Origin of the sequence: Sphingomonas insulae, from assembly GCF_010450875.1 — a bacterium.
Classification (GTDB): Bacteria; Pseudomonadota; Alphaproteobacteria; order Sphingomonadales; family Sphingomonadaceae; genus Sphingomonas; species Sphingomonas insulae.
On sequence record NZ_CP048422.1, the window covers coordinates 1030810 to 1051253 of the forward strand.

Consider the following 20444-nt stretch of genomic DNA (forward strand, 5'->3'; position numbering starts at 1 on the left):
GGGGCCGGTTCGGTGCGGCTGGCTCACAGCGGCGCCACCGCGACCGGGGCTGCGGGGGCGATGGCGAGCGGGTTGCGCAACGGCAGCGTGAACGGCGCGGCCTCGATCGCGAACACATCGCCCGCCTGCGTCTGCACGGCATCGGCACACGACAGGGTGGCGGTGCCGAAGAAGTGGACGTGGATATCGCCGGGACGGCGGAAGGCGGCGTATTTGAAGTGATGATGTTCGAGGTTGGCGAGGCTGTGCGACATGTTCGCCTCGCCGGTCAGGAACGGCTTTTCCCACAGGACCGCGCCATCGCGTTCGATCCGGCTGGTGCCCTGGATATCGGCGGGCGGTTCGCCGAGCAGCAGTTCCGCGCCCAGCGCCGCCTGGCGCAGCTTGGAATGCGCCAGCCACAGATAGTTGTGGCGTTCGGTGACATGGTCGCTGAATTCGTTGGCGAGCGCGATGCCGAGGCGGAAGGGGGTGCCGTCGTCGCCGATCAGGTAGATGCCGGCGAGTTCGGGTTCCTCGCCGCCGTCCTGTGCGAAGGCGGGCGAGGTCAGCGGCGCACCCGGCGCGACGAGCGACTGGCCATCGCCCTTGTAGAACCATTCGGGCTGCGCGCCGGCCTGTCCGGCGGCGGGGCGGCCGCCCTCCATCCCCTCGAGGAACAGGCGCATCGAATCGGTCTGCTGGCCGGAGGCGGCGGCCTTGTGCATCGCATCGCGACCCGCTGCGGAGCCGAGATGGGTGAGGCCGGTGCCCGCCAGCATCAGGCGGGCGCTGTCGGGATGGTCGATCGCGGGCAGCAGTTCGCCGGCGGCGAGCGCGGCGGCGAGGTCCACCGTCTCGTCGGAACGGCGGGCGCGGGCGGCATCGAGCAGCGAGACACCGTCTGCGATGGCGGCCAGAGCGAGATCGCGGGTGGAGGCGACGCCGGTGAGGACATGCGCGGCCTCCCCGGCGAGGATCACGCGGCGCGTGCCGTCGGGCAGGCGCTGCTGGACGAGACGGGCGGGAATGGCGGAACTGGTCATGCGAGGGCTTTCACTGCGGTGACGAAGGCGGCCGCGTCGCGCGCGACGGCGGCCGCGGACTTGCCGGCACGGTAGAGGTTGGAACCGAGACCGAAACCGTCCGCGCCGGCGGCGGACCAGGCGGCCATGGTGTCGGGGGTGATCCCACCGACGGCGAGGATTTTGGTGGCCTTGGGCAGGACGGCGCGCTGTGCCTTGAGGAAGGCGGGGGCGGCGCCCTCGGCCGGGAACAGTTTCAGGCCATGCGCACCGGCGGCGAGCGCGGCGAAGGCTTCGCTGGGGGTGTAGTAACCCGGCAGCGAGATCAGGCCGCGGGCGACCGCGGCGGCGATGACGTCCGGCTCGGTGTTGGGCGAGACGATCAGTTCGCCGCCGGCATCGGCGACCGCGGCAACGTCGTCGGTGGTGAGGACGGTGCCGGCGCCGACGATCGCGCGACCGGCGTAGCGCCTGGCCATGGCGGCGATACTGGCGAGCGGATCGGGCGAGTTGAGCGGCACTTCGAGCAGGGTGAAGCCGGCATCGACCAGCGCGTCGCCGACCGGTTCGGCTTCGGCGGGAGTGAGGCCGCGAAGGACCGCGACGAGCGGACAGGCGGCGAACGCCTCCGCAAAGCGGGTGGCCGGGTCGGTCATCGAAAATACTCCGGGGGATGGTGCGGCAGGTGGGAATCGGTGCCGGCCCATGCATCGTCGTCGCGCCGGCGCCGGCCGAGACGCAAGGATGGCATGCGGACGGCGGCGATGCGATTCATGCGCCGGGCAAGACCAAGGGTTCCGGCGTGCGCCGGGAAACCGAAGGGGGCGTGCCTCATACGGCGAGATGCGCGCGTAGGTGATGGATGCCCGCGATGAAGGCCGTTGTCGCATCCACCGGCGTCACGTGGCCGCCGAGCGTTTCGATCGCGACGGTGTACAGCGCGGCGAGCGTGCCGTCCGCCAGCAGGTGGACGGTGTTGCCCGCCACATCGCGTGCGCCGACGTCGTTGCCGATCAGCACGCCGCTGGCATAGGCGGCGGCATCGTCCGGCTGGCGGCGATCGAGAAGGACGGCGGCGCGCACTTCGAACAGCGCCGCGCCGAGGTCGCAGGCGCCGGCACCGCGGGCGAGCCCTTCGCGAAACGCAGCGCCGTCGGCGACGGGGCCGTCGAGCATGCCCGCGAGGATGCCATGCGCCTTCAGCAGCGCGAAGAGTTCGCCGGTCATCACGGTCGTCACATCGACGATGCGGGCGTCGCGGGCGGCGATCCATTTGTTATGGGTGCCGGGCTGGCAGAAAAGCGCATCCGCCGGGGCAAGGCCGGCGGTGATCGCGCCGAGCACCTGCACCTCCTCGCCGCGCATCACGTCGGCACGCGGACCGTCGGCCCAGGATATGCCGGGGACGATGGTGACGTCTGCGGCATCGATCCGCAGCGCGGCCCGGGCAAGGGCGGCAAGATCGGCGGGGGCGGGGACGTAGGCCGCCTCCCGCCAGCCGCGGGTCGAGCCGATCATGCCCGCAGCGATCACCGGCAGGTCGCCGAGCCGTTCGCGCAGCGTGGCGATGGCGGGCACGTAATCGTCCGCCGCCATCGCCAGCACGCCGCGATCGTCCCGCACGCTGTCGACGACGACGCCATCCGCGTCGATCCGATAGGCGCGGCGATTGGTGGTGCCCCAATCGACCGCGATGATCGCGCCACCGGCAGCGCTGGAAGTCGGCGTCATCCCCGTGTCCTCAGGCCGTCGCTTCGACCGTCTCTTCGATCACGTGCGTCGCGGCGTTGCGCGCGGCGCGGGCGTACCAGAGCACGTAGACATAGCAGGCGAGGGGCACGATGAACGCGAGCGACCGCGCACCGTCCTGCGTCACGTGGGCGAACTGATCGATTACCGCGCCGTACAGCACGGAGACGAACCCGCCGCCGCAGATCGCCATGCACATCAGGCCCGAGGTGGCGGAGGCGGGGGCGGTCGACCGTTCCAGCGTCAGCGTGAAGATCGTGGGGAACATGATCGAGTTGCACAGGCCGAGCAGCAGCGCGGCGGCGGCGGGCAGGAAGCCCATCGTCAGCGGTGCGACATAGCCGCCGGGCAGGGTGACCGTGCCGCCGAGCGGGCTGGCGTCCATGTTGAAGGTCGCCACGATGACCACGCACAGCACCGACGCGCCGGCCGATACCAGCGTCAGCAGCGTCGTCGCCTTGAAATAGCGGAGCAGCACGCTGCCGCCGAACCGGCCGACCATGGCGAGCAGCATGAACAGGGGCGCGACATAGCCCGCGATCTGTGCCGGCACGTCGAGGATGTGCCGCTGTTCAAGGAAGAAGATCATGCCGGAGATGACGCACACCTCCGCACCGACATACAGGAAGATCGCGATTGAGCCGAGGTTGGCCCAGCGCGAGCGCAGCGCCGCCAGCGGCGATTCGACCTTGTCGGCGAGTGCCGGCGCATGGGACGCGATGGTGCGCCGCGCGAAGAAGACGGCGAGGGTGAAGGCCGCCAGCACGACGGCGATCATCAGATAGACGTGCGTCACGAAACCGAGGCTGTCGGTCTTGAGTGCCGGCGTCAGCACCGCATCCTTGGCGAACAGGTCGCCGCGCAGCAGATAGGCCGCGCCGAACGTGCCGCCGACATAGGCGCCGAGCGAGTTGAACGCCTGGCTGAGATTGAGGCGGAAGTGCGAGCCGGTCGGGCTGCCCATCGACGCGATCAGCGGGTTGGCGGCGACCTGCAGCAGGGTGATCCCCGAGGCCGCGACGAACAGGCCGAGCAGGACGGTGATGAAGCTGTTCGAATAGGTCGTCGACCAGGCGACGAGGCAGCCCGCGATCACGCCGGCGAGCCCGAGGACGATCGAATTGGCGTAGCCGCGGCGCGACAGATACCACGCCGAGGGAATCGACATGACGCCATAGGCGATGAAGAACGCGAACTGGTTGAGCTGCGTCTCGAAGTCGCTGAGGGTGTAGATCACCTTCATGCTCTTCACCAACGGATCGATCAGGTTGGTGACGAAGGCCCAGATGAAGAACAGCGTGGTCACATAGATCAGCGCAAGGATCGTTCCGGATTTCTTGCCCGCGGGTGCCGTGGTTGCGCCCGCCCTTGGCGGCATTGCTATCGGTCCTGCCATTCTTCCATCCTCTTCCGCTCGTGGCGACGTAGGGCCGCCTTGCGCCCCGGTTATTTGTCTGACTATAAAGGCGCCATACGCCGGGTCAATGCCGGGGATGTATCCGAGGAGGGATGCGATGAGGGTTCGTAAGGCACTGGGCATGACGGTCGCGGGATTGATGACGATGGTCGCGGCGGGCGCCAATGTGGGACAGGCCGACGCGGCGACGGCGACGCGCGAGGCGGCGGGTACGCTGGCGGACGGCACGCAGGTCGAGGCGGTGACGCTGACCGCCAAGAGCGGTGTGGTGGCGCGCATCCTGAGCTATGGCGCGACGCTGCAGCGGTTGAGCGCACCGGATCGCGACGGCAAGGTCGCCGACGTATTGCTCGGCTATGACGATGCGCGCGATTATGCCGAGCATCCAAATTTCTTCGGCGTGACGGTTGGGCGCTATGCGAACCGGATCGGCGGTGGCAGGTTCACGCTGGACGGCAAGGCATACACGCTGCCGCTGAACGACAAGGTCAATTCGCTGCACGGCGGGACCAAGGGATTCGACAAGCAGCCGTGGCGGATCACGGCGGTCAAGGACGGCAGCGTGACGCTGGCGCTGACCAGCGCCGATGGCGATCAGGGGTATCCCGGCAAGCTGGACGTGACGGTGACCTATGCGTTGAGCGACGATGGTGCGCTGACCATAACCTTCGGTGCGACGACGGACAAGCCGACGGTCGTCAACATGACCAACCATGCGATATTCAACCTGGCGGGCGAGGGATCGCCGATGGGGGCGATGGGGCATCGCCTGACGATTCCCGCCAAGGCGATCACGCCGGTGGATGCCAATCTGATCCCGACCGGCGCGTTGCGTCCGGTCGCCGGCACGGTGTTCGACTTCCGTGGCGGCCGCACGGTGGCCGACGGCCTGCGCGACGGCCGCGATCCGCAGATCGTGGTCGGGCGCGGCTACGACCATAATTTCGCGCTGGACAAGGGTTCGACCGCGACGCCCGGCCTCGCCGCACGGTTGGAGGATCCGGCATCGGGCCGCGTGCTGGAGGTGTCCACCACCGAGCCGGGCGTGCAATTCTATACCGGCAATTTCCTGGACGGCACGTATGTCGGCAAGGGCCGGCACGTCTATCGGATGGGCGACGGCATCGCGCTGGAGCCGCAGAAGTTTCCCGATTCCCCCAACAAGCCCGCCTTTGCGTCGCCCCGGGTGGACCCCGGCAAGCCGTATCGGCACGTGATGATCTACAAATTTTCGGTGGCCAAGTAACATGACGAAATTGCGCAGTCGCGCCTGGTTCGACAATCCCGCCAACATCGACATGACGGCGCTGTATCTGGAGCGCTATCTCAACTTCGGGCTGTCGCTGGAGGAACTGCAATCGGGCAAGCCGATCATCGGCATCGCCCAGACGGGTAGCGACCTGTCGCCGTGCAACCGCCACCATCTGGTGCTGGCGGAGCGGGTGCGCGAGGGCGTGCGCGAAGCGGGCGGGATCGTGCTGGAGTTCCCGGTGCATCCGATCCAGGAGACCGGCAAGCGGCCGACTGCGGGGCTCGACCGCAACCTTGCCTATCTGGGGCTGGTCGAGACGCTGTACGGCTATCCGCTGGACGGCGTGGTGCTGACGATCGGTTGCGACAAGACGACGCCGGCCTGCCTGATGGCGGCGGCGACGGTCAATATCCCGGCGATCGCGCTGTCGGTGGGGCCGATGCTGAACGGCTGGCACAAGGGCGAGCGGACCGGGTCGGGGACGATCGTGTGGAAGGCGCGGCAGCTGCTCGCGGCGGGTGAGATCGACGATGCGGAGTTCATCCGGCTGGTGGCCAGTTCGGCGCCGTCGACCGGATATTGCAACACGATGGGCACCGCGACGACGATGAATTCGCTGTGCGAGGCGCTGGGCATGTCGCTGCCGGGATCGGCGGCGATTCCGGCGCCGTATCGCGATCGGCAGGAGGTGTCGTACCTGACCGGCAAGCGCATCGTGCAGATGGTGGCGGAGGATCTGAAGCCATCCGACATCCTGACGAGGCCCGCGTTCCACAATGCGATCCGGGTCAATTCGGCGATCGGCGGATCGACCAACGCGCCGATCCACCTGTCGGCGATCGCACGTCACATCGGCGTCGACCTGCCGCTGAAGGATTGGGAGACCGAGGGGCACAAGGTGCCGCTGCTGGTCAACCTGCAACCCGCGGGCGAATATCTGGGCGAGGATTATTATCGCGCGGGCGGCGTGCCGGCAGTGGTCAACCAGTTGATCGGGCAGGGGCTGATCCATGAGGACGCGCTGACCGTCAACGGCAAGACGATGGGCGAGAATTGCCGCGGCGTGGCGATCGAGGACGAAAAGGTGATCCGGCCGTTCGACCAGCCGTTGGTGACGGATGCGGGCTTCATCGTGCTGTCGGGCAATCTGTTCGATGCGGCGGTGATGAAGACGAGCGTGATCTCGCCCGAATTCCGCGACCGCTATCTGTCCAACCCCGAAGACCCGAATGCGTTCGAGGGGCCGGCCGTGGTGTTCGACGGGCCGGAGGATTATCATCACCGGATCGACGACCCGGCGACCGGGATTACGCCCGAGACGGTGCTGTTCATGCGTGGCGCGGGGCCGATCGGCTATCCGGGCGCGGCGGAGGTCGTCAACATGCGACCACCAGCGTATCTCATCACCGAGGGAGTGAGCGCGCTGCCGTGCATCGGCGACGGCCGCCAGTCGGGAACCAGCGGGTCGCCATCGATCCTCAATGCCAGCCCCGAGGCGGCGGCGATGGGCGGGCTGGCGCTGCTCGAGACCGGCGATCGGGTGCGCATCGACCTCAACACCGGCACGGCGAACGTGTTGATCCCCGATGCCGAGCTGGCCGAGCGCCGCGCTGCGCTGGAGGCGGCGGGCGGGTTCGCCTATCCGGCTTCGCAGACGCCGTGGCAGGAGATTCAGCGCGCCGTCGTCGGCCAGATGAACACCGGCGCGATCCTGGAGGGTGCGGAAAAGTACCAGCGGATCGCGCAGACGATGGGGTTGCCGCGGGACAATCACTGATCGCGACGCGGGGGACGCCTGCGGCCGTCATCCCCGTCATCGTGGCGATGACGGTTGTCGGAACAGGCTCGCACACCACGCCGGCAATATCGGATTGCGCCGTCGTCGACCGACGCGGACGGCTCACGCGGCTGGCCGACCGTCAGCATAGGCGGGTTCGCGCCTTCGCGGGCATGACGGTTCTTAAACGGGGGGCGTCGTGCCGACCGCATTTGGCGGCGTCGTTGTCGACCGGCGTTCCCCTTTCGCATCATTTAACGAACGCGGGGCTCATGACTACGATGACTCGGCGTCAAGCATGACCCATCGGTTACGCGCCGCCATCGTCGTTCGCCGGGACGACGAACGAGGGAGCGGGTGACGGACGGACACCACGCTGCTGTTCACCCGTGCAATGAGCGTTCCGTGTCCTCGTGTGCCTGCTGCAGCAGAACGATCGTCGCATCCCTTGCCGTGGCGGCGTCGCGGGCGGCGATGGCGTCGTAGAGGCGGCGGTGCTGGGGCATCGAATCGCGCGGGCGGCGACTGCCGCGGAACTTGAAGATCGTCGTCCAGCGCACCGCGGCACCGATACTGCCGGACAGGCTGACCAGCAGTTCGTTGTCGGTCGCTTCCAGAATGGTGTTGTGGAACGCCTGGTCGGCGGCCTGGCCATCGGGCGTGTCGAGGCCGTGCGTCGCCATGCCGTCGAGCGCGGCGGCCATGCGGACAAGCTGGTCGGGCTGGCGCGACAGGGCGGCCATTTCGGCGGCGGCGGGTTCGACGATCATGCGCAGCTGGAACAGCGCACGCACGAAGCTGGCCGGCGGTTCGCCCTCGAACATCCAAGCGAGCAGATCGGGATCGAGCAGGTTCCATTGCGCGCGTTCGCGGACGCGGGTGCCCGACTTGGGGCGGCTTTCGACCAGCCCCTTGGCGGACAGCATGCGCAGCGCCTCGCGCACGACGCTGCGCGATACGCCGCGGCGGGCGGCGATGTCGATCTCGCCGGGGATGATGCTGCCGGGGGCGTGCTGGCCGGTGACGATGGCGATGCCGAGATCGCGTGCGATCAGGGTATGGGACGGTTCGCGCCGTTCGCTCTTGATCGCCATCCCGCTCTCCCGTGATATGTCGGATCAGGACTAGGGGGCATGGCGGCGGTTGGAAAGCCCGGCGCTTGGCTGTAGCGCCTGGGCGATGGCCGTTACCGACATCGCCACGCGCACCTGGGACCACAATTGGCGGCTCGATCCGATCGTGCGAAGCCTGCTGGATACCGATTTCTACAAATTGCTGATGCTGCAGATGATCCGTCACCTGCACGGCGACGTCGATGCGACGTTCCGGCTGATCAACCGCAGCACCAGCGTGCGGCTGGCGGACGTGATCGACGAGGACGAGCTGCGCGCGCAGCTGGACCATGCGCGCGGGCTGCGCTTTGCCAAGAAGGAGTTGATCTGGCTGGCGGGCAACAGCTTTTATGGCCAGGAGCGCATGTTCTCGGGCGACTTCATCCGCTGGCTCGCCGATTTCCAGCTGCCCCCCTATAAATTGCACCGCGTCGACGGGCCATTCGAGCTGACGTTCGACGGGCCATGGACGCACACCACGATGTGGGAGATTCCGGCACTCGCGATCGTGAACGAGCTGCGGGCGCGCGCCGCGTTGCGCGACAAGGGGCGGTTCGCGCTCGACGTGCTGTATGCGCGCGGCAAGGCCAAGCTGTGGGACAAGGTGGAGCGGCTGCGCGAATTGCCCGATCTTGTCATTTCCGACTTCGGAACGCGGCGGCGACACGGCTTCCTGTGGCAGCGCTGGTGCGTCGAGGCGCTGAAGGAGGGGCTGGGGGGTCGCTTCATCGGATCGTCCAACGTGCTGCTGGCGATGGACAACGACCTGGAGGCGATCGGCACCAACGCGCACGAATTGCCCATGGTGATGGCAGCGCTGGCGCAGGACGATGCCGGGGTCGCGGCGGCACCCTATCGCGTGCTGGAAGAATGGCAGGCGCATTATGGCGGCAATCTGCTGGTCGTCCTGCCCGATGCGTTCGGCACCGCGGCATTCCTGCGCGACGCGCCGGCGTGGGTGGCGGACTGGACCGGATTCCGACCGGACAGCGCGCCGCCGATCGAGGCGGGCGAACAGATCATCGCATTCTGGCAGCGTCACGGACGCGACCCGCGCGACAAGCTGCTGATCTTTTCCGACGGGATGGACGTGGATTCGATCGAGCGCGTCTATCATCATTTCCATGGTCGGGTGCGGATGAGCTTTGGTTGGGGGACGAACCTGACCAACGATTTCCGGGGATGCGACCCCGATGGCGCCGCGGGGCTGGAGCCGATCTCGCTCGTCGCCAAGGTGACACGCGCAAACGGGCGACCGGCGGTGAAGCTGTCGGACAATCCCGCCAAGGCAACCGGCGAGGCAACGGAGATCGCACGATACCTGCGCATCTTCGGCGCGGACGGCCGGGCGCAAAGCGCGGTCGACGTCTGATCCGGCACGGGCTCGCGCGCCCGTCGCCGCTGTGCTCCGCGAGCGGACCTGATCGCCGCGGTGCCTGCCGCGGCGGCGGTCAGGCGGGGACGGTCAGGCCGCTCATCACCTCCGCGGTGATCGTGAGGCTGCGCTTGCGGGCGTCGTGATCGTAGATCGCGCTTGCCACCATCACTTCGTCGACGCCGGTGCGCGCGATGAACGCCGCCGTTTGGCGGGCCACCGTGTCGGGCGATCCGACCGCCGAGCATTGGAGGACGTGATCGAGGATCTGCGATCCCTGCGCACCCAGGCTGGCGCGATAGCCGGCGACGGGCGGTGGCAACTGGCGTGGGTTGCCGGTACGCAGCGCGACGAACGACTGTTGCTGCGAACTGGCGAGCAGTTCCGCTTCCTCATCGGTGTCGGCGGCGAAGACGTTGAACCCGGCCATGGCGTGCGGTTTGGCGAGCTGCGCCGAGGGGCGAAAATCGCGGCGATAGATGGCAAGCGCGGCATCGAGTGCGTCGGGCGCGAAGTGCGATGCGAACGCATAGGGCAGGCCGAGGGCGGCGGCCAGTTGCGCGCCGAAGGTGTTGGAGCCGAGAATCCACAGCGGCACGTTCGCGCCCGCGCCTGGCGTGGCGGCGATGCCGGTGCGACCGTCGTCGGCGAAATAGCTCTGCAATTCCATGACGTCTTGCGGGAAGGCATTGGCGTCGCTTTCCAATGTTCGGCGCATCGCGCGGGCGACGCGCTGGTCCGATCCGGGCGCGCGACCGAGGCCGAGGTCGATGCGGCCGGGAAACAGCGCATCGAGCGTGCCGAACTGTTCGGCGATCACCAGCGGCGCGTGATTGGGCAGCATGATCCCGCCCGCGCCGACGCGGATACGGCTGGTCGCCGCGGCGACGTGCGCGATGACGACCGCGGTCGCGGCGCTGGCGATGCCGCGCATGCCGTGATGCTCCGCCACCCAATACCGCCGGAAGCCGAGCGTTTCGGCGTGACGGGCAAGGTCGGCGGCGTTGGCCAGCGATTGCGAGACGGTGCCGCCCTCGACGACGGGGACCAGGTCGAGCAGGGAAAATTGCGTCATGCCCGGGAGATGGGAAGGCTCGACCCGTCCCGCAATGCACCGATCGCGCGGCCGGCTGGCAGGCGATGATGTAGCGGACCGCGCCGCAACGTCGGCGGATGGAGGGTTGGTGCCGCCGTTCGCGATGGGCAGCGTGCAGCGTGCAGCGTGCTGCGCGGGCCGGTGCCGTCGCGATAAGCCACAGCATTTTGCGGATGCCGGCGGCCACTGCCGTGCGTGCCTCCGATCGACCCCGCACGAGACCGTTGGTCGGACGGCGCCCCCGACCCCGGCAGGGATCGTCGCGGTGTGTCGCCTGTTCGCTTGTGCGGCTCGCGGACGCCGCCTAGACGGCGGGCATGCTTGCCGCGCTCGCCACGATCGACACCTGGATCTTCGATCTGGACAATACCCTGTACCCGGCGCGCGCCAACCTGTTCGCGCGGATCGACGACCGCATGACGAGCTATGTCGCGCGGCGCCTCGACCTGGACCGGGACGAAGCGCGGGTGGTGCAGAAGGACTATTTCCATCGCCACGGCACCACGCTGACCGGGCTGATGGCCGACCATGGCGTCGACCCGCACGAATTCCTCGCCGATGTGCATGACGTCGAAATGGACGTGCTGGAGGCGGACGCACCGCTCGCCGCCGCGATCGCGCAGCTGCCGGGGCGCAAGCTGGTCTTCACCAACGGCGACAAGCCCTATGCCCTGAAGGTGCTCGACCGGCTGGGGCTGGGCGAGAGCTTCGAGGCGGTGCACGACATCCACGCGATGGACCTCGTCCCCAAGCCGCACCCTTCGGCCTATGCCGGGCTGTGTGCGTCGTTCGGGATCGAACCGACGCGCGCGATCTTCTTCGAGGACATGGCGCGCAACCTGGCACCGGCCAAGGCGATCGGCATGACGACCGTGTGGGTCGACAACGGGTCCGAACAGGGGCCGGAGCCGCGCCGCGACCATATCGACTACACCGTCCACGACCTCGCGCCGTGGCTGCAGCATATCATGGAGGCATCATGAGCCAGAACCTGGCCACCGTCATCGACACCGCATGGGACAATCGCGCCGACCTGAGCTTCGGAACGACGGGTGAGGTGCGCGACGCGGTCGAGGCAGCGCTCGGCCTGCTCGACGCCGGCGAGGCGCGCGTCGCCGAGCCGGACGGCGCGGGCGGCTGGCGCGTCAACCAATGGCTGAAGAAGGCGGTGTTGCTGAGCTTTCGCCTCAACGACAACAGCGTCATGCCGACCGGGCATTTCGACAAGGTGCCGCTGAAGTTCGCGGACTGGGACGAGGCGGCGTTCCGCGCCGCCGGCTTCCGTGCGGTGCCGGGCAGCGTGGTGCGGCGCGGCGCGTTCATCGGCAAGGGCGCGATCCTGATGCCGAGCTTCGTCAACATCGGCGCCTATGTCGGCGAAGGCACGATGGTCGACACCTGGGCGACCGTGGGATCGTGCGCGCAGATCGGCCGGAACGTCCATCTGTCGGGCGGTGCCGGTATCGGCGGCGTGCTGGAGCCGTTGCAAGCCGATCCGGTCATCATCGGCGATGGCGCCTTCATTGGCGCGCGCGCCGAGGTGGCCGAGGGCGTGCGCGTCGGCGAGGGTGCGGTGCTGTCGATGGGCGTCTATTTGGGCGCGTCGACCAAGATCATTGATCGCGCGACCGGCGAAGTGTTCAAGGGCGAAGTGCCGCCGTATGCGGTGGTTGTGCCGGGATCGACCGGTGGCGGCGACGGCAAGCCGGGCCTGTATTGTGCGGTGATCGTCAAGCGTGTCGACGCGCAGACCCGCAGCAAGACGAGCATCAACGAGTTGCTGCGCGACTGACCCGCAAGGCGCGCGCGAAGGCGTGGCGAATCGGCCACAGTCGCCGTGGAACCGGCGATGCGGACGAGAACCAACGAAGCGCATAGCCGTTGTCGATGATGAGCGGCGATCTGCCGTGCGATCGTTTCGACAGGGTCCGATGAGCTCAGGATTGGTCCGCGCTTCCGCGGTTGGTGTAGCTGCCCTGCTGCTGGCCGGCACGGCACAGGCGCAACAGGTGGATGTCGGCGCGTCGCCGCCCGCGCCCGACGCCGCCGAGGCGTCGCCCGACAGCACCCAGGGCGATACGCAGCGTCGACCGCGGACCCCGATCAGTCGCGCGCGCGATACCTCTCCATCGGCGCTGATCGGCGATACGCAGAGCTCGCCACCGCCCGGCCTGTTCGGCGACTGGCAGGCGATCCGCACCCGGCTGGGCGAACGCGGCATCGGCGTCACCGCACGCTACGCATCGGAAAGCGGCTATAACTTCGCCGGTGGCGACAGGAAGCTGTTCCGCGAGACGGGGCAGTTCGACGCGGGCGTGCTGCTCGACCTAGACAAGCTCGTCGGGCTGACCGGCGGCGCGTTCCAGGCTACGGTGACGTGGCGGCGCGGGCGCAACCTGACGACCGACGCCGGGATCAATGCGCTGCAGCAGGTGCAGGAGGTCTATGGCCGCGGTCAAACGGTCCGGGTCACGCAATTGTGGTACGAACAGCGGATCGGCAATGCGGTCGAGGTGAAGGTCGGACGGACCAATCCGGGCGAGGATTTCGCCGTCTTCTCGTGCCACTTCATGAACCTCAGTTTCTGCGGGGCGCAGCCGGGCAATCTGGTCGGCGATTACTGGCAAAACTGGCCGGTCGGGCAATGGGGCGCACGGGTGCGCGTCGACCTGCCGCGCGACCTGTATGTCCAGGGCGGCGTGTATGAGATCAATCCGCGCAACCTCGACAACGACTTCTTCATCGCCCGTTTCAAGGGCGCGACAGGTGTGCTGATCCCGGTGGAGATCGGCTGGACGCGCGGCGGTAATGCCGGCGAGCGCGGCGGCAACGTCGGGTCGTACAAGGTCGGCGGCTGGATCGGCACGGCGGATGGCGACGACGTGCTGTTCGACCGCAACCGCAATCCGAGCATCGTCACCGGTCTGGCGCCGCTGCAGCGATCGAGCCGCTATGGCGTCTATGCGACGATGCAGCAGCAGCTGACCGGCACGTCCAAGGATGGCAAGTCGCTGACTGGCCTGTCGATGTTCGCCAATGTGACGCAGGCGGACCGGGCGACGTCGGTCACCGACAACCAGGTGTCGCTGGGGCTGTTCTACAAGGGGCTGGTGCCGGCGGTGCCGGGTGACGTCCTGGGCTTCGGCGTCGCGCGGACCAACGTCAACGGACGGGCGGCGACCGCCGACCGGCTGGTGCTGGGAACACCGGTGCGCCACGCCGAATATGCTGCCGAGGTTTATTATAGCATCCATCCCGCCGACTGGCTGGAGCTGCGACCGAACCTGCAATATATTCATCATCCCGGTGGCATACGGCAGGCGGACGATGTCGGCGTCCTCGGCCTGAAGGCGGCGATAACGTTGTAGGACGTTACGGAACGCGGTTCGTCGCTCGACAAGCCGGGCGGAGCGGCCTATCGATCTGTTATACACGTTAAACAGAGGGAAGAGCATGCCCGACGTCAGCCTGAATGCGAGCAAGGTGCTCGACCGCGTCCTCGTCCTCGAGATGGTGCGCGTCACCGAGGCGGCGGCTATCGCAGCGTCGACGCTGACCGGGCGAGGCGACGAGAAGGCGGCCGATGCGGCAGCGGTGGAGGCGATGCGCGAGGCGCTGAACGAACTCGACATCGACGGCACGGTCGTGATCGGCGAGGGCGAGCGCGACGAGGCGCCGATGCTGTTCATCGGCGAAAAGGTCGGCACCGGCAACGGCCCGGCGATCGACATCGCGCTCGATCCGCTGGAGGGAACGACGATCTGCGCCAAGGCGGGGCCGAACAGCCTCGCGGTGCTGGCGATCGCCGAGAAGGGCGGGCTGCTGAATGCGCCCGATGTCTATATGGACAAGATCGCGGTCGGGCCGAACCTGCCTGCCGGGATCATTGACCTCGACAAGACACCGACCGAGAACGTGCATGCCATCGCCGCGGCGAAGGGTGTGAAGCCGAGCGAGATCATCGCCTGCGTCTTGGATCGACCGCGCCACGAGGCGCTGATCGCCGAACTGCGCAGCATCGGCTGCGGCGTGATGCTGATCGGTGACGGCGACGTGGCCGGTGTGATCGCGACCGCCGATCCGGACACGACGATCGATGTGTACATGGGTTCGGGCGGCGCGCCCGAGGGCGTGCTCGCCTGCGCGGCGCTGCGCTGCGTCGGGGGCCAGTTCAAGGGCCGGCTGCTGTTCCGCAACGACGACGAGCGCGGCCGTGCACGCAAGTGGGGGATCGAGGATCTCGACAAGCAATACGACCTGGAAGAGCTGGCCAAGGGCGATTGCATCTTCGCCGCGACCGGCGTCACCGACGGATCGCTGCTGGAGGGCGTGAAGCGCCGCAAGGGCAAGATGACCACCGAGAGCGTGGTGATGCGGGCGTCAACCGGTACCGTGCGCTGGGTGAAGGGCGAGCATCGCACCGACTGAGGGTGACCCCGTTACCGGGGTGAACCGCCTGAGCCGCTTGTCCTTCGTCATCCCCGCCTGCGCGGGCATGACGGAATGGTGGTGGTAGGCGGGTGGTTCTGCGACGATGACCGTCATGCTCGTCCATGTCCTGCTCATCCTGACCCTTGGCTATCAGGCCATACTCCTGTGGCGCGGCCGGCTGATCTCGCCGCTGCGGATCGGGTTCCGGGCGCGGCACCTGCGCTGGGCGTCGGGCCTGTGGATCGGTTATGGCGTGCCGGCGCTGATCGGCCTGCTGGCGATCGGGCGGCTGCCCGGCATCGGCCATCTGCCCCCCGAGTTTCTCCCGCTCGCCTGGTACCTGGAGGTGCCGCCCGGATCGATCGGCATCGAACTCGTCGCGATCGGCCTCGCTGGCGGCAGCCTGCTCGGGCTCGTCCTGACGTGGTGGCGGGCGCGGCGGGGCAGGGCGCCGTGGACCGCGGGCGATGCGCGGTCGATCATGCCGACCAGCGATGCCGACCTGTGGCCCGCCGCCGCGCTCGCGGTGTCGGCGGGAGTGGCGGAAGAATTGTTCTACCGCCTCTGGCTGCCGTTGATCGTCGCGCTCGCCAGCGGTTCGGGGACCGCGGGCGTCGTCGTCGGCACGCTCTGTTTCGCCGCAATGCATCGCTATCAAGGCTGGGCAGGCGTGGCCGCCAACACGGTCGGCGGCGGCTTGCTGACCGCGCTCTACTTCGGCAGCGGCGCCTTATGGTTGCCGATCGCGGTTCATGCGCTGGTCGACCTCAATGCGCTCGTCCTGCGGCCGGCGTTCAGCGCGCGGCTACGTCGCTAGCGCGTATCGACATTCGGCGATGTTCGTCCCCCCGGACCTGATCCGGGGTCCCGCCATCTTGCCGACCGCGGTAAAAGCTGGACCCCGGGGCGACGGGAAGACGGGCTGCAGTTGCTCTAGTTCTTCAGCCGCCAGCCGCTCTTGAAGATCCAGGCGATGATCGCGAGGCAGGCGATGAGGAAGCCGAGCGTCACGCCGAGGCTGACCGCGATATCGACGTCGCCCTTGCCAAAGAAGCTCCAGCGAAAGCCGCTGACGAGATAGACGACAGGGTTGAACAGGCTGACCGTTCGCCATGCCGGGGGCAGCATGTCGATCGAGTAGAAGCTGCCGCCAAGAAAAGTTAGCGGCGTTATCAATAGCATAGGCACGAAGTTCAGCTGTTCGAAGCTCTTCGCCCAGATGCCGAGGATGAAGCCGAACAGGCTGAATGCCACGGCGGTGAGCAGCAGGAATGCGACCATCGCAAGCGGGTGCATCACCTGCAACGGCACGAAGAAAGACGATGTCGCGAGGATGATGACGCCAAGCACGACCGACTTGGTCGCGGCGGCGCCGACGAAGCCCAGCACCATCTCCATCGCCGAGACGGGGGCCGACAGCAGTTCGAAGACGGTGCCGGTGAATTTGGGGAAGTAGATCCCGATCGAGGCGTTGCCGACGCTCTGGGTGAGCAGCGACAGCATGATGAGCCCGGGCACGATGAAGCTGCCGTAGCTGACGCCGTCGACGGTCTGCATGCGGCTGCCGATCGCGCCGCCGAAGACGATGAAATAGAGGCTGGTGGTGAGGACGGGCGCGACGAGGCTCTGCCACAGCGTGCGCAGCGCGCGGGCCATTTCGAAGCGATAGATCGCCCAGATGCCATGTAGGTTCATGCGCGTACCGCCCGTTCGAAAGTCACGAAAGTCATGCTTGTGGAGGCGGGCGTCATGCCCGTTCCCCGACCAGGTCGACGAAGATATCCTCAAGGCTCGATTTCGAGGTTTCGAGGTCCTTGAAGGCGATATGGCGTTCGGCGAGTTCGCGCAGCAGCGATGGAATGCCGGTATGTTCCTCGGTCGCATCGAAGACGTAGCGCAGCGTGCGCCCGTCGTTGACGAGGCCCAGCTGCCAGCGTTCCATGCCGGCGGGCACCGCATCGAGCGGATCGACCAGCGCCAGGTCGAGTTCGCGCTTGCCGAGCTTCTTCATCAGCGCCGCCTTGTGTTCGACCAGCAGCAGCTTGCCCTGGTTGATGACGCCGACGCGGTCGGCCATCTCCTCGGCCTCTTCGATGTAATGCGTCGTCAGGATGATCGTGACGCCACGTTCGCGCAGACCGTGCACCAGCTTCCACATGTCACGGCGCAGCGCGACGTCGACACCGGCGGTGGGTTCGTCGAGGAACAGGATTTCCGGTTCGTGCGCCAGCGCCTTGGCGATCAGCACGCGGCGTTTCATGCCGCCCGACAATTCCATGATCTTGGCATCGCGCTTGTCCCACAGCGACAGGTCGCGCAGCACCTGTTCGATATAGGCGCTGTGGCCCGAGCGGCCGAACAGCCGACGCGAGAAGGTGACGGTGGCGAGCACGGTTTCGAACATGTCGACCGACAATTCCTGCGGCACCAGCCCGATGCGGCGGCGCGCGGCCTTGTAGTCGGTCAGCGCATCGTGACCGGCGACGGTGATCGTGCCGGTTGATGGCGTGACGATGCCGCAGATGATGCTGATGAGCGTGGTCTTGCCGGCACCGTTGGGGCCGAGCAGCGCGAAGATCTCACCCTTTTCGATTTTCAGATCGACGTGGTGGAGCGCGGTGAAGCCGCCCTTGTACGTCTTGGACACGCCGGCAACGGCGAGGATCGGTTCTGGCATGCGGCAGGCCCCCTTGTCGCGCGGAGATAGGGGGTGGCTGGGGCGAGTGCTAGGGGGCGGGTGGTCCGCAGCCATCGCCTCGCCTACCGTCCGTCCGTCATCCCCGCGCAGGCGGGGACCCAGACCCGCAATCTTTTCGATAGAAGCGGAACGTCAGCGTGTATGGATCCCCGCCTGCGCGGGGATGACGGACGCTGGGGGCGTTATGCGCTTCTAAGCCCCCCGCGCCGCGGCGATCGCCTTCTCGATCTCCTCGATCGGCAGCGCGCCGGACAGGATGCGGTCGCCCACCACCCAGCTGGGCGTGCCGTTCATGCCGAGCTTGGCGGCGGTCTGCATGTTCCTGGCGATCTCGGCATCGACGACCGGCACGTCGATCTGGGCCAGCGACACGCCGGATTTGGCGGCGGCGGCCTGGATCGAGGTCTGGCTGACCGGGCCGCCGGCATAGAGCGCGTCGTGGAAGGCCTGGAACTTGCCCTGTTGCGCCGCGGCGAGGCTGGCGCGGGCGGCGACGCGGCTTTCGTCCGAGAGGATCGGCAGGTCGCGATAGACCACGCGCAGCTTCGGATCGCGCTTGATGAGGTCGGCGATCAGCGGCAGCGATGCGCGGCAATACCCGCAATTGTAATCGAAATATTCGACGAGGGTGACATCCCCCTTGGGATTGCCGGCCCAGGCGCTGGCGTAGGGCGTGGTGATCGCGTCGCGGTTGGCGGCGACCGCCTGTCCCGATTGCTGGTCCTGCAGTTTCTGCATCGCCTGGGGAATGATCTCCGGATGGGCGAGGACATAGTCGTGGACGACGCGTTCGATGCGGGCCTGGTCGGCGCCGCCCGGTGCGGTGAGGCGATCGTAGCTCCACACGGCGCCGGCACCGATCACCGCGCCGAGCCCGGCGATCAGTGCTAATGTTTTGTTTTTCAACGCTTTTTATACTTCTTTGGATTGTCTTCCATGTCATTCTGCGCGGCCATGGCGATGTCCTGCGCGCGAATCCAGTCGGACGTGTTGGCAGGAATGTTGGCGAGCGCGTAGCGGGCGCTCTGCGCGGCCGTGCGGTGGTCGCCGTTCATGCTGGCGCGTTCGGCGGTGGCGAGCGCGGCGCGGGCCGTATCGCCGGTCAGTTCATAGGCGGTGCCGAGCTGATACCAGGCGAAGGGGTTTTCGTCGTCGCGGCCCGTGGCGACGCGCAGGACGCGGATCGCCTCCGGGTAATTCGCCTTGTCCTCGGTCGCGATCAGGGCGTGGCCAAAGGTGGTGGCAATCAGGGCATTGTTGCGCGTACCCTCGGTCGCGGCGCGCAAGGGCGCGATGGCGTCGGCGGGGCGCCCGGCCTCGAGCAGGATCTGGCCGCGGACCTCCTGAAAATAGGGATCGCCCGGATCGGCCTTGATCAGCGCCAGCGATTCGGCGTCGGCCTTGTCGGGATATCCCGCCTTGTGGAAGGCGTAGGCGCGGGCGTAATGGCCGTAGACGCTGGTGTCGGTTTCCGGAAAGTCCTTCAGCGTGCGGTCGGGCGTCATCACATAGCCCTCAAGCTTGGCCTTCACCCGGCGGAAGCGTTCCTCCAGCGCCGGGTCGGACGGCTTGTTCCAGGCGGGCGAGGCCTGAAGGTCGGCGGTCAGGTGCGCGATCCGTTCGCCGGACAGCGGGTGGGTCTGCATGAACGGGTCAATATTCTCGACGCCGTAGCGATATTCCTGTTGCTGCAACGTCTTGAAGAAGCTGAGCATGCCCTTGCCGGTGATGCCGGCGGTGGTGAGATAGCGCGCGCCGGCGGCGTCGGCGGCGGATTCCTGCGTGCGGCTGAACGACAGGTATTTGCCCATGCCGGCGGACTGGCCGAGCGCCATGATCCCGGCACCCGCTTCGCCCGCACCGGCGGCGATGGCGGCGAGGCCGAGGACCATCGACAGCAAAGTGATGTTCATCGCCGGCTTGATCCCGGCATCGGCCAGCACGACGTGGCCGTCGGCGATATGGCCGAGTTCGTGGGCGATGACGCCCTGCACCTGGTTGGCGTTGACCGCCGCCTGCAACAGCCCCGAATGGACGTAGACGGTCTGGCCGCCGGCGACGAAGGCGTTGATCGAATCATCGTTGATGAGGACGACCTTGACGTCGCGCGGGGACAGGCCGGCGGCCTTTACCAGCGGCACCGCCATGTCGGCGAACATCGCCTCCGTCTCGGCATCGCGCAGGATCGACTGCGCCTGCGCCGGCTGCGCGGCGAGCAAGGTGGCGATGGCGGCGAGGGCGAGGCGCTTCATGGCTGGCACGGAACGGTCATAGGCGCAGGCGGGGGCGAGGTCACGGCGAAATGGTGGAGCATGCCGGCTGAACGCCGGGTGAGCGAGGTGCTGTTCCTGTCCCGCCCGTTGCGCAGGGGGAAGGAGGCTTTCCGGTCTGCCCTGCCACCGCGGGGCTCGTTCCGGGGTCCACCGTCCCGCACGGGCAAGGCAAGAGCCTCTATGTGCTCGCCTTGCCGCACGGTGGAGCCCGGAACGGGTTCGCGGCGTCGAGGTATTGGAAATGGGTTCGTCGCGAAGTC

The 20444-nt window shown here is 67.5% G+C and carries 18 protein-coding genes; 8 read left to right on the forward strand and 10 right to left on the reverse strand.

From position 1 onward, the window contains the following. Window positions 1–23: 23 nt before the first annotated feature. The 4 genes from araD1 to GTH33_RS06580 all read right to left on the reverse strand — a co-directional run bounded on the left by araD1 (window position 24) and on the right by GTH33_RS06580 (window position 4149). Window positions 24–1025, reverse strand: coding sequence for an AraD1 family protein (gene araD1, locus GTH33_RS06565; protein ID WP_163957732.1), 1002 nt, complete (start codon window positions 1023–1025; stop codon window positions 24–26). After that, complete coding sequence (locus GTH33_RS06570) at window positions 1022–1660, reverse strand: 2-dehydro-3-deoxy-6-phosphogalactonate aldolase (RefSeq protein WP_163957733.1); 639 nt, start codon at window positions 1658–1660, stop codon at window positions 1022–1024. The genes araD1 and GTH33_RS06570 overlap by 4 nt, the downstream gene beginning before the upstream one ends. Before the next feature lie 175 nt (window positions 1661–1835). Beyond that, on the reverse strand, window positions 1836–2735 hold the full coding sequence (locus tag GTH33_RS06575) for a 2-dehydro-3-deoxygalactonokinase (protein ID WP_163957734.1): 900 nt from the start codon (window positions 2733–2735) through the stop codon (window positions 1836–1838). A 10-nt stretch (window positions 2736–2745) separates the two neighbouring features. Further along, on the reverse strand, window positions 2746–4149 hold the full coding sequence (locus tag GTH33_RS06580; RefSeq protein ID WP_243848504.1) for an MFS transporter: 1404 nt from the start codon (window positions 4147–4149) through the stop codon (window positions 2746–2748). A 118-nt stretch (window positions 4150–4267) separates the two neighbouring features. Between GTH33_RS06580 and GTH33_RS06585 the strand changes: the two genes are divergently transcribed. Both GTH33_RS06585 and GTH33_RS06590 read left to right on the forward strand, forming a co-directional pair. Beyond that, a complete protein-coding gene (locus GTH33_RS06585; protein WP_163957735.1) occupies window positions 4268–5416 on the forward strand; it encodes an aldose epimerase family protein in 1149 nt (382 codons plus the stop codon). A gap of 1 nt (window position 5417) precedes the next feature. Next, a complete protein-coding gene (locus GTH33_RS06590) occupies window positions 5418–7199 on the forward strand; it encodes an IlvD/Edd family dehydratase (protein WP_163957736.1) in 1782 nt (593 codons plus the stop codon). 383 nt (window positions 7200–7582) lie between these two features. Here the strand turns inward: GTH33_RS06590 and GTH33_RS06595 are convergent, their stop codons facing one another. Continuing rightward, window positions 7583–8293, reverse strand: coding sequence for a FadR/GntR family transcriptional regulator (locus GTH33_RS06595; RefSeq protein ID WP_163957737.1), 711 nt, complete (start codon window positions 8291–8293; stop codon window positions 7583–7585). A gap of 85 nt (window positions 8294–8378) precedes the next feature. Here GTH33_RS06595 and pncB point away from each other — a divergent pair, with 85 nt between their 5' ends. Beyond that, complete coding sequence (pncB, locus tag GTH33_RS06600; protein ID WP_163957738.1) at window positions 8379–9683, forward strand: nicotinate phosphoribosyltransferase; 1305 nt, start codon at window positions 8379–8381, stop codon at window positions 9681–9683. Window positions 9684–9762: 79 nt separating this feature from the next. Here pncB and GTH33_RS06605 read toward each other — a convergent pair whose 3' ends face one another. After that, window positions 9763–10761 carry an LLM class flavin-dependent oxidoreductase gene (locus tag GTH33_RS06605; RefSeq protein ID WP_163957739.1) on the reverse strand — a complete coding sequence of 333 codons (999 nt, stop codon included), beginning with the start codon at window positions 10759–10761 and terminating at the stop codon, window positions 9763–9765. A gap of 338 nt (window positions 10762–11099) precedes the next feature. On the opposite strand from GTH33_RS06605, the gene GTH33_RS06610 reads away from it, so the two are divergent. From GTH33_RS06610 to GTH33_RS06630, 5 genes are all read left to right on the forward strand, one after another. Beyond that, entirely contained in the window at window positions 11100–11765 is a 666-nt protein-coding gene (locus tag GTH33_RS06610; RefSeq protein WP_163957740.1) for a pyrimidine 5'-nucleotidase, read from the forward strand. Next, window positions 11762–12574: a 2,3,4,5-tetrahydropyridine-2,6-dicarboxylate N-succinyltransferase gene (gene dapD, locus GTH33_RS06615; protein WP_163957741.1), complete on the forward strand. Its 813-nt coding sequence runs from the start codon at window positions 11762–11764 to the stop codon at window positions 12572–12574. The genes GTH33_RS06610 and dapD overlap by 4 nt, the downstream gene beginning before the upstream one ends. 139 nt (window positions 12575–12713) lie before the next feature. After that, on the forward strand, window positions 12714–14150 hold the full coding sequence (locus GTH33_RS06620; RefSeq protein WP_163957742.1) for a carbohydrate porin: 1437 nt from the start codon (window positions 12714–12716) through the stop codon (window positions 14148–14150). A gap of 85 nt (window positions 14151–14235) precedes the next feature. Next, window positions 14236–15210, forward strand: coding sequence for a class II fructose-bisphosphatase (glpX, locus tag GTH33_RS06625; RefSeq protein ID WP_163957743.1), 975 nt, complete (start codon window positions 14236–14238; stop codon window positions 15208–15210). A gap of 106 nt (window positions 15211–15316) precedes the next feature. Next, window positions 15317–16030: a CPBP family intramembrane glutamic endopeptidase gene (locus GTH33_RS06630; RefSeq protein ID WP_243848505.1), complete on the forward strand. Its 714-nt coding sequence runs from the start codon at window positions 15317–15319 to the stop codon at window positions 16028–16030. Window positions 16031–16146: 116 nt separating this feature from the next. Here GTH33_RS06630 and GTH33_RS06635 read toward each other — a convergent pair whose 3' ends face one another. The 4 genes from GTH33_RS06635 to GTH33_RS06650 form a co-directional block, all read right to left on the reverse strand. Beyond that, window positions 16147–16908: an ABC transporter permease gene (locus tag GTH33_RS06635; RefSeq protein WP_163957744.1), complete on the reverse strand. Its 762-nt coding sequence runs from the start codon at window positions 16906–16908 to the stop codon at window positions 16147–16149. 52 nt (window positions 16909–16960) lie between these two features. Next, window positions 16961–17890 carry an ABC transporter ATP-binding protein gene (locus tag GTH33_RS06640; protein WP_163957745.1) on the reverse strand — a complete coding sequence of 310 codons (930 nt, stop codon included), beginning with the start codon at window positions 17888–17890 and terminating at the stop codon, window positions 16961–16963. Between the two features lie 213 nt (window positions 17891–18103). Beyond that, the gene (locus GTH33_RS06645; RefSeq protein WP_163957746.1) at window positions 18104–18817 is read right to left on the reverse strand and encodes a DsbA family protein; all 714 of its coding nucleotides are present in this window, start codon (window positions 18815–18817) and stop codon (window positions 18104–18106) included. Continuing rightward, window positions 18814–20163, reverse strand: coding sequence for a M48 family metalloprotease (locus GTH33_RS06650; RefSeq protein WP_163957747.1), 1350 nt, complete (start codon window positions 20161–20163; stop codon window positions 18814–18816). The genes GTH33_RS06645 and GTH33_RS06650 overlap by 4 nt, the downstream gene beginning before the upstream one ends. Between the last annotated feature and the right edge of the window lie 281 nt (window positions 20164–20444).

What these genes read in the sequence shown, in the direction of transcription:
- GTH33_RS06605 (WP_163957739.1), bottom strand. Translation starts at nt 10,761, where the DNA reads ATGACGCAATTTTCCCTGCTCGACCTGGTCCCCGTCGTCGAGGGCGGC.
- GTH33_RS06640 (WP_163957745.1), bottom strand. Translation starts at nt 17,890, where the DNA reads ATGCCAGAACCGATCCTCGCCGTTGCCGGCGTGTCCAAGACGTACAAG.
- GTH33_RS06635 (WP_163957744.1), bottom strand. Translation starts at nt 16,908, where the DNA reads ATGAACCTACATGGCATCTGGGCGATCTATCGCTTCGAAATGGCCCGC.
- GTH33_RS06570 (WP_163957733.1), bottom strand. Translation starts at nt 1,660, where the DNA reads ATGACCGACCCGGCCACCCGCTTTGCGGAGGCGTTCGCCGCCTGTCCG.
- araD1 (WP_163957732.1), bottom strand. Translation starts at nt 1,025, where the DNA reads ATGACCAGTTCCGCCATTCCCGCCCGTCTCGTCCAGCAGCGCCTGCCC.
- GTH33_RS06610 (WP_163957740.1), top strand. Translation starts at nt 11,100, where the DNA reads ATGCTTGCCGCGCTCGCCACGATCGACACCTGGATCTTCGATCTGGAC.
- GTH33_RS06580 (WP_243848504.1), bottom strand. Translation starts at nt 4,149, where the DNA reads ATGGCAGGACCGATAGCAATGCCGCCAAGGGCGGGCGCAACCACGGCA.
- GTH33_RS06595 (WP_163957737.1), bottom strand. Translation starts at nt 8,293, where the DNA reads ATGGCGATCAAGAGCGAACGGCGCGAACCGTCCCATACCCTGATCGCA.
- GTH33_RS06620 (WP_163957742.1), top strand. Translation starts at nt 12,714, where the DNA reads ATGAGCTCAGGATTGGTCCGCGCTTCCGCGGTTGGTGTAGCTGCCCTG.
- GTH33_RS06590 (WP_163957736.1), top strand. Translation starts at nt 5,418, where the DNA reads ATGACGAAATTGCGCAGTCGCGCCTGGTTCGACAATCCCGCCAACATC.
- glpX (WP_163957743.1), top strand. Translation starts at nt 14,236, where the DNA reads ATGCCCGACGTCAGCCTGAATGCGAGCAAGGTGCTCGACCGCGTCCTC.
- dapD (WP_163957741.1), top strand. Translation starts at nt 11,762, where the DNA reads ATGAGCCAGAACCTGGCCACCGTCATCGACACCGCATGGGACAATCGC.
- GTH33_RS06585 (WP_163957735.1), top strand. Translation starts at nt 4,268, where the DNA reads ATGAGGGTTCGTAAGGCACTGGGCATGACGGTCGCGGGATTGATGACG.
- GTH33_RS06650 (WP_163957747.1), bottom strand. Translation starts at nt 20,163, where the DNA reads ATGAAGCGCCTCGCCCTCGCCGCCATCGCCACCTTGCTCGCCGCGCAG.
- GTH33_RS06630 (WP_243848505.1), top strand. Translation starts at nt 15,317, where the DNA reads ATGACCGTCATGCTCGTCCATGTCCTGCTCATCCTGACCCTTGGCTAT.
- GTH33_RS06575 (WP_163957734.1), bottom strand. Translation starts at nt 2,735, where the DNA reads ATGACGCCGACTTCCAGCGCTGCCGGTGGCGCGATCATCGCGGTCGAT.
- pncB (WP_163957738.1), top strand. Translation starts at nt 8,379, where the DNA reads ATGGCCGTTACCGACATCGCCACGCGCACCTGGGACCACAATTGGCGG.